Below are 13,700 nucleotides of genomic sequence, written 5' to 3' on the forward strand. Positions count from 1 at the left end.
CATCCCGGGGCGGTGACGCGAGGCCGGTGGGTGGGGGACGCCCCCCATCCACCGGCCTCGGCGAGCGGGACTCAGCGCACCGTGAGCGGATCCGCGGCGGTGACCCACACGGGCCCGTCGGCGCACTCGACCCGGCGCCCGACGCCATGGCCGGGTGCGGTCAGAGAGGTGCGGCGGACCTTCCAGGGACGGCCCTCGATGACGCCGACCGGGCCGTCGAGACGCGGGTGGTGACCCGCGATGTTCCAGGCCCGGACCTGGTCGTGGACCTGGTGCGCGGGGCGGGTCCAGTCGATGGTGGCGTAATCGGCCTCGAAGAAGCCGGCCCAGCTCGGCGGTCCGCCCGTCTGGGCGTCACCGGGATCGTCCGCGGCCAGCCGGTCGAGCACGGTGGGGAGCAGGGGCAGGGCCACGCTCAGGACGCGGTCGTTGACGTGGGTGAACGACCAGTCCTCGGAGAGCAGGGGCATGCCGGCCGCGGCCAGGACGGTTCCGTTGTCGAGTTCCTCGTCCATGCGGTGCCAGGTCACGCCGATCGCCTCGCGCCCGTCCCGGACGGCCCAGCCCACGGGGTTGGGGCCCCGGTAGGCGGGCAGCGCGGAGGGGTGGCAGTTGGCGATGCCGTGCCGGGGCGCGTGCACGGCGTCGGCCGGCAGCCGGCGCGGATAGCCGTAGCTGACGGCCATGTCCACGGCGTACGCCCGCAGGAGGCCGCCCACCGCGGCGGTGGTGTGGGGCAGGACGAGATCGACGCCGGAGGGGAGGTCGTGTTCGCCGAGGAGGTGGCCGGGCCAGGCGCGGGGGCGGCGCCACCCGATCACCACGGGCACGGTGTGTCCCAGCCGGCGCACTGCTTCGACCAGGGGCGGGGCCGTCTGCGGCAGGGCCGCCACGACGGCCACGCGCCAGGCGGGTGCGGGACTCATGACGCCACCGTCGCCGGGCCGGCCGGCTCCTGGGCCGGCGTGCCGGTGGCGGCCCGCAGGCTCGCGGGACGCAGGTCCGTCCAGACCCGGTCGATGTGGTCGAGGCAGGTCTGCCGGGGCGCGGCCGGGTGCTCGACCGTCCAGCCGGCGGGGACGGCGATGTGCGCGGGCCACAGGCTGCGCTGCTCCTCGGCGTTGACGAGGACGAGGAAGTCGGTGTCGGCGCGGTCGAAGGGGTTGTCGCTCACGGGGTCTTCTCCAGGGCGTCGGCCGGGGTGTCGGTCGGGGCGTCGGGCGTCGGGGCGTCGGACAGGGCGTCGGTCAGCGCGGCCGGGGTCGGCAGGCTGCGGATCAGGTTGAGGTCGAGGACGTCGGCGAGGCGGGCGTCGAGAGCGGACCGCAGCCGGTGCAGGAGGCGGGCGGCCAGCAGGGAGTGCCCGCCGAGCAGGAAGAAGTCGTCGTCCGGCCCCACCGCCGGCTGCCCCAGGATCTCCGCGAAGACCCCGGTGACCAGCGCCTCGGTGGCGCCGCGCGGAGCACGGGCGGCGCCGGGCCGGGGCGCGGGCGGGGCGGGGAGGGCGCGGCGGTCGACCTTTCCGTTGGTGGTCAGCGGGAGTTCGTCGAGGACGACGAACGCACCGGGAAGCATGTGGTCGGGCAACCGCCGCGCGAGCAGTTCCCGGAGCCGGGCGGGGGCGGTGTCGGGGCTGAGGGCCGCCGGGGCGTGGTCTGTCGTGTCGAGGTCCGTCGGCTCGTACCCCGTCGGATCGGATCCCGTCCGGTCGAGAGCGACGTAAGCCGTCAGAGCCGGGCGGCCCCGGGTGTCCTCGCGGGCGATGACCGCGGCCTGCCGGACGCCGGGGAGGGCCGCGACGGCGGCCTGTACCTCGGCGGGTTCGACGCGGTGGCCGCGGATCTTGACCTGGTCGTCGTTGCGGCCCACGAACTCGTAGGAGCCGTCGGCCCGCCGCCGGGCCAGGTCGCCCGTGCGGTAGAGGCGGGTGCCGGGCGGCCCGTAGGGGTCGGCGACGAATCGGGCGGCCGTCGCGGCGGGCCGGCCGAGGTAGCCGCGGGCGAGTTGGTCGCCGGCGATGTACACCTCGCCCGCGATGCCGTCGGGGACGGGGACGAGCCCCTCGTCGAGGAGGCGGACGCGGGTGCCGGGCACGGCGGTGCCGATGGGCGGCAGGGCCGGCCAGTCCCGGGGCGCCCCGGCGAGGGTGGTGGCCGTGGCGACGTGGGTCTCGGCCGGCCCGTAGTGGTTGTGGAGGGTCTTGCCGGTGGCGGCGCACAGGGCGCGCAGCGGGGGAGTGGGCACCAGGGCCTCGCCGGCCTGGACGAGGTGGGCCAGGTCGGGAAGGGTCTCCCCGGCCTCGACGGCGAACTCCGCGAGCGCGGCGAGGACGGGGTCGGGGGCGTACAGCTCGGTGACGCGGTGTTCCTTGAGCCACGCGGTCCACGCGGCGGCGTCGGCGCGGGTGCCGGCGTCGGGTACGGCCAGGAGGCGGCCGTCGGCGAGGGCGGTGAGGATCTCCTGGCTGGCGACGTCGAAGGCGAGGGAGGTGAACTGGGCGGTGACGGAGCCGGGTTGGGCGGGGAAGCGGTCGAGGTGCCAGTCGACGAGCCGGTCGACGGCTCCCGACGGCATGACCACCGCCTTGGGGACGCCCTGGGTGCCGCTGGTGTGGACGACGTAGGCGGGGTGGCCGGGCAGCCGGGGGCCGCCGCGTTCGGCGTCGGTGAGGCCGACGGGCGGGGCGGCGGCGAGGGCGGCCCGCGCGGCGGCTCCGTCCAGCACCAGCAGCGGGGTGTCACCGGCGGGGCCGGTCAGGGCCGGGGCGAACTCCCGGTGGGTCACCAGCAGTTCCGGGCGGACGCCGGTGAGCAGGGTGGCCAGGCGTTCGGCGGGGTGGCGGGGGTCGATGTGCAGGTAGGCGGCGCCGGCTTCGAGGGCGGCGAGCATCCCGGTGATCGCGTCCCGGCCGCGCCGCAGGCAGAGCGCGACCACGGACTCGTGGCCCAGTCCCCGGGCGCGCAGGACCCGGGCCAGCCGGTGGGCGGCAGCGGCCAGTTCGCCTCGGGTCACGGTCCCTTCCGCGTCGGTCAGCGCGGGCGCGTCGGGGTCCCCGGCGGCCCGCGCGGCCACCCGTTCCAGGACCGGACGCGGTCGGCCGGGCCCGTCGGCGGAGGGCGCGGTCGCCTCTTCCGGCACCGGCTCGGCCGTCAGGAAGGGGAGCCGGCAGGGCCGGTCGAGGCCCTCGTCGGCGAGGGCGCGCAGGGCGTCGAGGAAGCGTTCGCCCAGCTCCCCGGCTCCCTTCGCGGTGAGCCAGTCGGGCCGGTACTGGACCGTGAGGGTCAGACCGGTGCCGGCGCCCGTGCCGCCGGGGTTGACCAGGAGGCAGAGCGGATAGTGGGTGCCGTTGCGCACCTCGGCGGAGGTGACGGTCAGCCCGGGCGCCAGGCTGGTGACGAAGGCGTCGGTGTAGCTCTCCAGGACGACGACGGTGTCGAACAGCTCCCGGAGGCCCGTCACACGGGTGATCTCGGCGAGCCCCAGGTGCTGGTGGGGCATCAGCTCGGTGCGCTGGGACTGGAGGGCGTCCAGCACGGATGCCGCGTCGTGGGCGGTGCGCAGGTCGACGCGGACGGCGGCGGCGTTGTTCATGAGCCCGACCGTCGTGTCCACGCCGGGCAGATGGGGTGGCCGGTCGGCGACGACGGTCCCGAACAGGACGTCCGCCCGGCCGGTGAGCTGGGCCAGGGTCAGCCCCCAGGCGCCCAGGACGAGGGTGCCGAGGGACAGCCCGGCGGCCCGGGCCCGGTCGGCCAGGGCCCGGGTGTGCCGTGGCGACAGACCGAGCCGGACGGTGTCCGGCAGGAGCGGACCGCCGGTCCGGGCGGGTGCCAGGAGGGTGGGCTCGTCGACGCCGGCGAGCACCCCGCGCCACGCCGCGCGGGCGTCGGCGGTGTCCTGGCCGGCGAGGTGGCACAGATAGGCCCGCGCGGAGTGCCGGGTCGGGGTGTGGCCGGGGTCGGCGTACAGGGCCGCGAGGTCGTCCAGCATGACCCGCATGGACCAGCCGTCCATGAGGATGTGGTGGTAGCTCAGCAGCAGCCGGTGCCGGGCCGGGGCGAGACGGACCAGGACGGCCCGCAGCAGCGGCGGCCGGCCGAGGTCGAAGGGACGGGCCCGGTCGGCGGCCGTCAGATCGGCCAGGGCGGCCTCCCGGTCGGCCGGGGCGAGGCCGGTGAGATCCTCTTCGCGCCACCGGACCGGAACCCGGTGGGCCACGGTCTGCCGTCCACGGCCGGACGAGTCGTGCGAGAACCCGGCACGCAGGGCCGGGTGCAGGTCGAGCAGCCGGTCGAAGGCCGCGCGGAGGGCGGTCGCGTCGAGGGGACCGTCGAGGTCGAGACGGGTCTGGACGTGGTACGGGTCCTGGCCGCCGCCCTCGTACTGCAGGGCGTGGTAGAGCATGCCCTCCTGAAGCGGCGAGAGCGGCCACTCCTCGGCGCCGTCGCCGGGCCGGGGGCGGGGCGGCGCGGGGGGTTCGGAGGGGACGGCGTCGGTTGTGGGGGTGCGGGCCGGCTGGGTGCCGGTCGTCGCGGTTCCGGACGGCGCGGGGGCGCCGGAGGATGTGGCGCCGGTTGCGGGGGCGCAGGGTGTCGCGGCGATGGCTGTCGTGGTGCGGGCCGGCGGGGTGCCGGTCGCGGAGGTGCCGGTCGTCGAAGTGCCGGTCGTCGAAGCGCTGGTTGCCGGGGCGCCGGCCGTTCGGGTCCGGGCCGTGGTGGTGCCCGTCGTGGTGGTGTCCGCCGCCGCGACGGCCGTCGCGGCGGCGGTCTGCGTGGCGTCTGCCGTGGCGGCCTCTGCCGTCGTGGCGTCGGCCTGCGTGGACGCTGCCACCGTGGCGTCCGCCGTCGTGACGCCGGTACCGGTTGAGCCGTGATGTGCCCCGGCCGGGTGGGGCACCGAGGCCGTCGGGACGTCGGTCAGCAGGGTGGTCAGGGCCCGTTCCCACAGCGCGGCGAGGGTGCGGGTGCCGGGCTCGTCGAGGAGGTCGGCGGCCCAGCGCCACTCGGCGCGGAACCGGGGCGTGCCGGTGCGTTCGTCGACCAGGCCGTTGATCTCCAGCGGGTGGGAGAGGGGCATCTCGGCGGCGCGGTGGATGCCCAGCGGCTCGGCCTCGGCCGCGTGCGGCCAGGAGTCCGGTGCGGGTGCGGCGAACCGGCCGAGGTAGTTGACGAGGACGGGTCGTCCCGGGTACGCGGCGAGGACGCCGGCGGTCTGCGGGTTGAGGTGACGCAGCAGACCCCAGTCGGCCGGGTCCGGGCCGGTGGCGCGCCGGGCGCGGCGGACGGCGGCCAGCAGCTCGCGCAGCCGGGCGGGCGAGACGCAGTCCTCGGGCCGGGCACCGCCCGGAACCGGCAACCGCACGGGGTACATGCTGGTGAACCAGCCGACGGTGCCGGTGACATCCACTCCGGGAGCGTCGGCCGCGTCCCGGCCGGGCCGGGGGGAACGGCCGTGGCTCTCGGTGTCGAGGACGAGGTGGTCCTGACCCCGGTGGGCGGCGACGGCCGCCGCCAGGGCGGTGAGGAGGATCTCCTCGGTGGTGGCGTCGAGCCGGGCGGGCGCGTCGGCCAGCAGCCGGCCGGTGCGTTCGGGGTCCAGCTCGACGCTCAGGGTGCGGGAGGTGGCGATGGTGTCGCGGGCCGGATCGAGGGGGCGGCCGCCCCAGGGGGCCGGGGCGCCGTCGAGGACGCGGGTCCAGTGCGGCAGACCGGCCATGACCTCGGCCGAGCCGGCGCGGGCCACCTGCTCGCCCGCCCACTGGCGGTAGGAGCCGGTCGCCTCCCAGGCGGTGAGGGCCGCCGCGCCGCCGGTGTGGGCGGCGGCGAGGTCGGGCAGCAGGATCCGCCAGGAGACCCCGTCGACGACCAGGTGGTGGAGCAGCAGCAGGAGCCGTCCCGGACGGTCGCGGCCCGCGTCGAAGAAGACGGCGCGGACCATGATCCCGGCCTGGGGCGCGAGTTCGGCCCCGGCCCGCCGGCGGTGGGCCTCGACGGTGTCGGCGAGCCGCGGTGGCGGCAGGTCGGCGGTGGGGACGACGGTGAGCAGCCCGCCGGCGTCGACCTCGCCGGGAGGCGGGATCTCCGGTGTCCAGACCGCTCCGCCCGCGTGCGTGGCGACGCGCATGCGCAGGGCGTCGTGCCGGTCGAGCAGGACCTGGAGGGCGGCGGTCAGGCTGCCCGCGTCGGCTCCGGCCGGGGTCTCCAGCAGGACGCTCTGGTGGAAGGCGTCGGTGCCGGTACGGACCTCCCGCAGCCAGTGCATGATCGGCGGCATCGGCACCGGCCCGGTGGCGTTCGCGTGGAACAGGTCGGCCGCGGGGGCGGCCGTCCGGTCGCAGACGGCGGCGAGGCCGGCGGGGGTGCGGTGCCGGAAGACGTCCTGGGTGGTCAGGGAGAGGCCGTCCCGGCGGGCGCGGCTGACCACGCGCATGGCGGTGATGCTGTCCCCGCCGAGCCGGAAGAAGTCGGCATCGGCGTCGACTTCGGGCGTGCCGAGGATCTCGGCGTAGACGGCCGCGAGGATCCGCTCGGCCCGGGTGGCCGGCCGTCGGCGCACGGGCGTCCCGGCCCGGCGGCCGGGGGCCGATGGCAGACCGGCGGCCGACGGCAGGTCGGGGGCCGGCGGCAGGGCGGCCAGGGCGGTGCGGTCGACCTTCCCGTGTGCGGTGAGGGGCAGTTCGGCCACGAGGGTCACGCCGCTCGGGACCATGTACTCGGGCAGAGCGGCGGCGAGACCGGCGAGGATCGCCTCCCGGACGTCACCGGGCGCCTCGCCGGAGGCGGCGGTTCCGCCCGGCCCGCCCGGCCCGTCCGGCCCGCCCGGCCCGTCCGGCCCGCCCGGCCCGTCCTGGCCGGCGGGACGGGACGGCACCACGTACGCGTGCAGCCGCTTGCGCCCCTGGGCGTCCTCGCCGACGGTGACGGCCGCGCGGGCGACCTGGGGGAGGGCGGCCAGCGCGGCCCGCACCTCGCCCGGTTCGACGCGGTGCCCCCGGATCTTGACCTGGTCGTCACCGCGTCCGACGAACTCCAGCGTGCCGTCGGGACGGCGGCGTACCAGGTCGCCGGTCCGGTACATGCGCGTGCCCGGCGGCCCGTACGGGTCGGCGACGAACCGGGTGCCCGTCAGGCCGGGACGGCCGAGGTAACCGGCCGCCACCTGGTCGCCGGCGACGTACAGCTCCCCGACCCGCCCGTCGGCGACGGCGGCCAGGGAATCGTCGAGGACGTGGGCGCGCAGCCCGGGCAGCGGGACGCCGATGGGCGGCACCGGTCCGGCGAGGTCGGCGGCGGTCACGTCGTGCAGGGTGGTGAAGGTCGTGCACTCGGTGGGTCCGTAGGCGACCACGAGGCGTGTGTCGGGGCACGCCGCCCGTACCCGGGCCAGGGCGCGCGCCGGGACCGCCTCCCCTCCGGTGATGACGGCGCGCAGCCCGGCCAGGGCCTCGGGCTCGTCGGTGGCGATCTGGTCGAACCAGGCGGTGGTCAGGAAGACGGAGGTCACGCCGTGCGCCCGGACCTGGCCGGCCAGGACGTGCGCGTCGAGCCGGTCGACGGCGGGGACGACGACCCGGCCGCCGCGGGTCAGGGCGGGCCACACGTCGTGGGTGAGGGCGTCGAAGCCGAGCGCCGACGTGAGCATCGTCATCCGGTGGGCGGGGTCGTCCCAGCGCTCCTGGCCGACGAACGCGGCGAGGTTCCCGTGCGTGACCAGGACGCCCTTGGGGCGCCCGGTGGAGCCGGAGGTGTGGAACACGCAGGCGGGCCGGTGGGCGCCGGAACCGGGCTGGGACGAGGTCTGGTGAGCGGGGCGCGGGTGGGCGCGGACGGCCAGGTCGGTCGGGTCGCCGCCCGGCTCCCCGCCTGCCCTCGCACGCTCGGCGAGCACGACGGTCGCCGAGCAACCGGCGTCCTGGACAAGGGAGTCGAGCCGGGCCGCGGGCTGCCGGGGATCGAGCGCCAGATAGGCGGCACCGGCGCGCAGGACAGCCAGCAACGCGATGACGAGCGCGGGGGAGCGGGGGACGCGGACCGCCACGAAGTCGCCGTCGGCCACCCCGACTTCGGCCAGCCTGGCGGCCAGTGCCCGCGATGCCGCGTCGACCTGACCGTAGGTCAGCGTCGTACCGTCCGTGATCAGGGCCGGGGCGTCGGGGTCGGCCGCCGCCCGGGCGGCGAACCGCTCGTGCACGGGCCGGAGTACGGGATCGGGGTGGGGGAGCGCTCCGCCGTCCGTCGAGTGCGGCTGGGCCGGAGTGTCCCGTGAGGACAGATCAGTGATCAACACGAGGGTATTAAGTAGCCGTGCCCACCGGGCCCGGTTCCCGCCTGCTCCTCGGGCGGCGCACACACCACACGAAAGAAGGAGGGAGGCCCGGTATTTGGTGAACTGCAATTCGTGCCAATTCGACGGCGAGGCGCCGGAGGCGAACGCGCACCCGGGGAAGCGGAGTTCGTGTGCGGAACGCTCCCGGTGCCACCGGGCCTGTTCCGTCGCCGCCGCGCCCGGCGCGGGTGAGCGGGCGCGACCGCTCCGGACGTTGCCCGCCGGGAGCCCGGCGGAGCCCCCGGCGTCCGTGCCGGTCGCGGGCAGCCCCCCGGCCTCGTCGGCGGGCCGTCGCGCAGCCGGCGGCCGGAGGGGAGGCGGCCGGGCTCGCCCGAGCGGGGTCGGGGGCCACCCGGAGGAGATCGGAAGGCTCGGCCGAGCGGCCGGAGGGGTCCGCCGGTTCGTCGCGGATCTCCGGCGGGCCGTCGCGCAGCCGGTGGCCGAAGAGGAGGCGGCCGGGCTCGCCCGAGTGGGGCCGGGCTCGCCCAGGCGACGCCGGGGGCCGCCCGCAGAAGGCCAGATGCTCAGCCGAGCAGCCGGAGGAGGTCCGCCGGGGTGTCGATGTCGTCCGGGTCGGCGACGTCGTCGCACGCGACGGCGGTCACCGCCGCCGCGTGCGCGCGGAGGTACGCACGCGCGCCCCGGTCGCCCTCGGCCGATGCGGCGACGCCCGCCCAGTGCGGGCGGGCGAAGAGGACCGGGTGGCCGCGCCGGCCCGCGTACGACGCGGCCACCAGGCCGGCCCCCGCGCGGTGCGCCGCCACCACCCGGGCCACCGCCGCCGCGCCGATCCCCGGCTGGTCCACCAGCATCACCAGGACCGCCGACGCGCCGGTCCCGGCGAGCGACGCCAGACCGCTCCGGAGGGACGAGCCCATGCCGTCCGCCCAGCCGGGGTTCTCCACCACCGTGCACCCCGCCCCCGCGAGCCGCCGCCGCACCTCCTCCGCCGCGGCGCCCGCGACGACGTGCACCGGCCCGCAGCCGCCCGCCGTGAGCTCCGCGACCGCGCGCTCGGCCAGGGTGCGGCCCCGGTGCTCCAGCAGCGCCTTGGGCCGCCCGCCGAGCCGGCGTCCCCCGCCCGCCGCCAGCAGCAGCCCGGCGACGGGCGGAAGGCTGTCGTCCTTCGTCAGCGTCATGCCCCTTGCATAGCGCAATCGCGGCTGTCCGCGCGCCGTACGGGAGTTCGCCGGTCGCTCAGGAAGACGCGGCCTGAATTTCGCTTTCCGTGTGGCGCGGCCCGCGGAAAGTGGCGTTAACTGATCGCGCGTGGCGTGGGCAGGGGGAGATTCGTGGCGGAAGGCGCCGTGGTGGTGGAACAGGAGCCGGCGGGCCGGGCCGGCGAGCGGGACCCGAGGGTGGACGAGCTGGGCGCCGCGGTCTCCCGGCTCCGCAGGGCGCTGGCCGCGCACCCCGCCCGGTTACCCGACCGGGACACCGCCGAGGACGAGCTCGCCGCCCTCGACGCGATGACCCGTACGGGCACCCCGGAGGTGTCGCGCCTGCGCAGTTCCCTGCTCCTCGTGGCGGGGGCCGTCGGGTCGGTGAGCGCTCTGGCCCCGGCCCTGAACGACGTGCGCGAGGCGGTCGACCGCTTCGCGGGGTAGGGGCGCCCGGCCCGGCCTCCCACCACCCCTGCGAAGCCCTTGCCACCGGCGTCGCGGGCCGGCGCGCTCGACCCGTCCGGGGTTCGGGGACAACCGCGTGGAGCGTGGTCGGTCCCGGGGCCCGGGGCGGCGTCCCGGACACAGCTGAGGCGGTGTCCCGAAACGCCCGAGCGAGAGGGACCGCGGCGCGGGGCCGTAATCCGCGGTAACCCGCCGCCGGGCGCCGTCCGCCCCGGAACCCGGCCGTCAGGCCGGCGAGGTGTTCGCCAGCGTCGCCGCCAGCTCCGCCGCGACCTGCTTGAGCAGCGGGACGATGCGTTCCGTCGCCTCCTCCGTGACGCGGCCCGCCGGGCCCGAGATGGAGATGGCCGCGGCCGTGGGGGAGTCGGGGACCGGGACGGCCAGGCAGCGGACGCCGATCTCCTGCTCGTTGTCGTCGACGGCGAAGCCGGAGTCCCGCACCCGGGCCAGGGCGTCGACGAAGACGTCGGGGGACGTGATGGTCTTCTCGGTGGCGGCGGGCATGCCCGTGCGGCCGAGGATCGCGCGGACCTCGTCGTCGGGCGCCTGGGCGAGGAGGGCCTTGCCGACGCCGGTGGTGTGCGGCAGGACACGCCGGCCGACCTCGGTGAACATGCGGACCGAGTGGCGCGAGGGCACCTGGGCGACGTAGACGACCTCGTCGCCGTCGAGCAGGGCCATGTTGGCCGTCTCGCCCGTCTCGTCGACCAGCCGGGTCAGGTGCGGCCGGGCCCAGGTGCCGAGCAGGCGGGCGGAGCTCTCGCCGAGGCGGATCAGCCGCGGGCCGAGGGCGTAGCGGCGGTTGGGCTGCTGGCGGACGTAGCCGGTGGCGACGAGGGTGCGCATCAGCCGGTGGATGGTGGGCAGCGGCAGGCCGCTGGCCGTGGCCAGTTCGCTCAGCCCGACCTCGCCGCCGGCGTCGGCCATGCGCTCCAGGAGGACGAAGGCGCGCTCGAGGGACTGCACGCCCCCGGTGGCTGACGGGGTTCTGGGCTCGGACGAGGGCACTGGTCGGGGTCCTTCCGGGGTGGGGTGAGAGCAGCCTACCGGGCCGTGGCCGGTGGCTCACCCTCGGTTCTGGGGCGTGGAAGTGCCATCCCGGTGGGCGGAAACGACCTGGTGGGGGCGGAGGGGTTGACGGGACTCCGTCAGGGCTGAAAACTGCGGGCCAGCGCTGTTCAACAGAACGTTGAAATCCGCCTGTTGACCCTCGGGGGGCCTGGTGTCCGACCGGCAGTTCGTCCTGCGTTCCCGGCGCGTGGTGACGCCCGACGGCACCCGCCCCGCCTCCGTCGTCGTCGAGGACGGCCGCATCACCGCCGTCACCGGCCACGCCGCCCCGCCCGGCCCCGGCGTTCCGGTCGAGGACCTCGGCGACGACGTCCTCCTCCCCGGGCTCGTCGACACGCATGTACACATCAATGATCCGGGCCGAACGGAGTGGGAGGGCTTCGCCACCGCCACCCGCGCCGCCGCGGCCGGCGGCGTCACCACCCTCGTCGACATGCCGCTCAACAGCGTCCCGCCCACCACCACCGTCGAGCACCTGCGGGTCAAGCGGGACACGGCCCGGCCCGCCGTCCACGTCGACGTCGGGTTCTGGGGCGGCGCGGTGCCGGACAACCGGGCCGACCTGCGCCCGCTGCACGACGCCGGCGTCCTCGGCTTCAAGGCGTTCCTCTCGCCGTCCGGTGTCGACGAGTTCCCGCCCCTGGACGCCGCCGCCCTGGAGGCCGTCGCCGCCGAGCTCGCCGCCTTCGACGGGCTGCTGATCGTGCACGCCGAGGACCCGGAGCGGCTGGACGGCGCGCCCGGCCCGGACGGCCCCCGCTACGCCGGTTTCCTCGCCTCCCGTCCGCGCGACGCCGAGAACGCGGCGGTCGAACGGCTCGTCGACGTCGCCCGCCGGCACGGCACCCGCGTCCACGTCCTGCACCTGTCCTCCGCCGACGCGCTCGGCACGCTCGCCGCCGCCCGCGCGGCCGGCGTCCGGATCACCGCCGAGACCTGCCCGCACTTCCTGACCCTCACGGCCGAGGAAGTCCCGGACGGCGCCACCGAGTTCAAGTGCTGTCCGCCCATCCGCGAGGCCGCCAACCGGGACGCGCTGTGGGCCGGACTGGCCGCCGGCACCGTCCAGTGCGTGGTCTCCGACCACTCCCCGTGCACCGCCGACCTCAAGGTCCCCGACTTCGGCCGCGCCTGGGGCGGCATCGCCTCCCTCCAACTCGGCCTGCCCGCCGTCTGGACCGAGGCCCGCCGGCGCGGCCACACCCTGGACGACGTGGCCCGCTGGATGGCCACCGCCCCCGCCGCCCTCGCCGGACTCGCCGCCAAGGGCGCCGTCGAGCCCGGCCGCGACGCGGACTTCGCGGTCCTCGCCCCCGACGAGACGTTCACCGTCGACCCGGCCGCCCTGTACCACCGCAACCCGGTGACCGCCTACGCCGGCCGCACCCTGAGCGGCGTCGTCCGGTCCACCTGGCTGCGCGGCCGGCGGATCCACCACCGCGGCGCCCTCACCGAACCCACCGGCCGACTCCTGGAGCGCGCATGACCACCAGCGGGACAACCAACGGGACCGTCGACGGGATATCCGGCGCCCCTGCCGCCGCCCTCACCACGTTCACCGGGTCCGCGCGGCCCTACCGGGGCGGCGACCCGTACGCCGACTACCGGGCCGCCGCCGAGCCGCCGTTCGGCCACCTGCCCGACCTCGCCGACCGCCGCCTCGGCGGCTCCGTCATCGCCGCCAACGACGAGTTCTTCGCCGAGCGCGAGAACCTCCTCGTCCCCGGCCCCGCCCGGTTCGACCCCGAGCACTTCGGCCACAAGGGCAAGGTCATGGACGGCTGGGAGACCCGCCGCCGGCGCGGCCCGTCCGCCGCCCACCCGTACCCCGCCGACGGCGACCACGACTGGGCACTGGTCCGGCTCGGCGTGCCGGGCGTCGTCCGCGGCCTCGTCGTCGACACCGCGCACTTCCGCGGCAACCACCCGCAGGCTGTCGGCGTCGAGGCCACCGCCGTGCCCGGCACGCCGTCCCCCGAGGAGCTGTCGGCGGACGGCGTCGGGTGGACCGTCCTCGTCCCGCGCACCCCGGTCGGCGGCCACGCCGCCAACGCCTTCGCCGTCGGCCACCCCGGCCGCTGGACCCACCTGCGCCTCAAGCAGTACCCCGACGGCGGCATCGCCCGCTTCCGCGTCCACGGCGAGCCCGTCCCGGACCCGGCCTGGCTCACCGCGCTGGGGACGGTGGACGTGGCCGCGCTGGAGAACGGCGGCCTGGTCGAGGACGCCTCCGACCGCTTCTACTCCGCGCCGTCCGGCACCATCCTGCCGGGCCGCTCCCGGCGCATGGACGACGGCTGGGAGACCCGCCGCCGGCGCGACCGGGGCCACGACTGGGTGCGCTACCGGCTGGCCGGGCAGTCGCTGCTGCGCGCCGTCGAGATCGACACCGGCTGCCTCAAGGGCAACGCGGCGGGCTGGGCCGCGCTCTCGGCGCGCGACGCGGCGGCCGGCGGCGACTGGACGGAGATCCTCCCGCGCACCCGACTCCGGCCCGACTCCGTCCACCGCATCCCGCTGCCCGGCCACCCGGTCGCCACCCACCTGCGGCTCGACATCCACCCCGACGGCGGGATCGCCCGGCTGCGGGTGCACGGGACGCTGACGGGGGACGGGGTGCGGGGGCTGGAGGAACGGTTCGGGGGGTGAGGCCGGGTGCACTGCCGTTCGCGGTTT

At 76.9% G+C, this 13,700-nt stretch carries 8 protein-coding genes; 3 read left to right on the forward strand and 5 right to left on the reverse strand.

Annotated elements, in window-relative coordinates:
• Positions 1–71 precede the first annotated feature (71 nt).
• The 4 genes from J7W19_RS25740 to J7W19_RS25755 all read right to left on the reverse strand — a co-directional run bounded on the left by J7W19_RS25740 (position 72) and on the right by J7W19_RS25755 (position 9,464).
• On the reverse strand, positions 72–926 hold the full coding sequence (locus tag J7W19_RS25740) for a methionyl-tRNA formyltransferase (RefSeq protein ID WP_051072544.1): 855 nt from the start codon (positions 924–926) through the stop codon (positions 72–74).
• Positions 923–1,174: an MbtH family protein gene (locus tag J7W19_RS25745; protein ID WP_004942471.1), complete on the reverse strand. Its 252-nt coding sequence runs from the start codon at positions 1,172–1,174 to the stop codon at positions 923–925. Before J7W19_RS25745 ends, J7W19_RS25740 begins: the two co-directional genes overlap by 4 nt.
• Positions 1,171–8,286 (reverse strand): non-ribosomal peptide synthetase, encoded by a 7,116-nt coding sequence (locus tag J7W19_RS25750; RefSeq protein WP_158688753.1) that lies wholly within the window; start codon positions 8,284–8,286, stop codon positions 1,171–1,173. The genes J7W19_RS25745 and J7W19_RS25750 overlap by 4 nt, the downstream gene beginning before the upstream one ends.
• 563 nt (positions 8,287–8,849) lie before the next feature.
• On the reverse strand, positions 8,850–9,464 hold the full coding sequence (locus tag J7W19_RS25755) for a nucleotidyltransferase family protein (RefSeq protein WP_004942473.1): 615 nt from the start codon (positions 9,462–9,464) through the stop codon (positions 8,850–8,852).
• A gap of 153 nt (positions 9,465–9,617) precedes the next feature.
• Here J7W19_RS25755 and J7W19_RS25760 point away from each other — a divergent pair, with 153 nt between their 5' ends.
• On the forward strand, positions 9,618–9,932 hold the full coding sequence (locus J7W19_RS25760) for a DUF5955 family protein (RefSeq protein ID WP_004942474.1): 315 nt from the start codon (positions 9,618–9,620) through the stop codon (positions 9,930–9,932).
• Positions 9,933–10,178: 246 nt separating this feature from the next.
• Here the strand turns inward: J7W19_RS25760 and J7W19_RS25765 are convergent, their stop codons facing one another.
• Positions 10,179–10,961, reverse strand: a complete 783-nt coding sequence (locus tag J7W19_RS25765; RefSeq protein WP_004942475.1) for an IclR family transcriptional regulator — start codon at positions 10,959–10,961, stop codon at positions 10,179–10,181.
• 214 nt (positions 10,962–11,175) lie between these two features.
• Between J7W19_RS25765 and allB the strand changes: the two genes are divergently transcribed.
• Both allB and alc read left to right on the forward strand, forming a co-directional pair.
• The gene (gene allB, locus J7W19_RS25770) at positions 11,176–12,510 is read left to right on the forward strand and encodes an allantoinase AllB (RefSeq protein WP_004942476.1); all 1,335 of its coding nucleotides are present in this window, start codon (positions 11,176–11,178) and stop codon (positions 12,508–12,510) included.
• Positions 12,507–13,673 carry an allantoicase gene (gene alc / locus J7W19_RS25775; protein ID WP_004942477.1) on the forward strand — a complete coding sequence of 389 codons (1,167 nt, stop codon included), beginning with the start codon at positions 12,507–12,509 and terminating at the stop codon, positions 13,671–13,673. The genes allB and alc overlap by 4 nt, the downstream gene beginning before the upstream one ends.
• Positions 13,674–13,700: the final 27 nt, after the last annotated feature.

Origin of the sequence: Streptomyces mobaraensis NBRC 13819 = DSM 40847 (assembly GCF_017916255.1) — a bacterium.
In the GTDB taxonomy this organism is placed as follows: domain Bacteria; phylum Actinomycetota; class Actinomycetes; order Streptomycetales; family Streptomycetaceae; genus Streptomyces; species Streptomyces mobaraensis.

Bases quoted from the DNA above. Each gene is read 5' to 3' on its own strand.
- J7W19_RS25755 (WP_004942473.1), bottom strand. From the start codon at position 9,464: ATGACGCTGACGAAGGACGACAGCCTTCCGCCCGTCGCCGGGCTGCTG.
- alc (WP_004942477.1), top strand. From the start codon at position 12,507: ATGACCACCAGCGGGACAACCAACGGGACCGTCGACGGGATATCCGGC.
- J7W19_RS25740 (WP_051072544.1), bottom strand. From the start codon at position 926: ATGAGTCCCGCACCCGCCTGGCGCGTGGCCGTCGTGGCGGCCCTGCCG.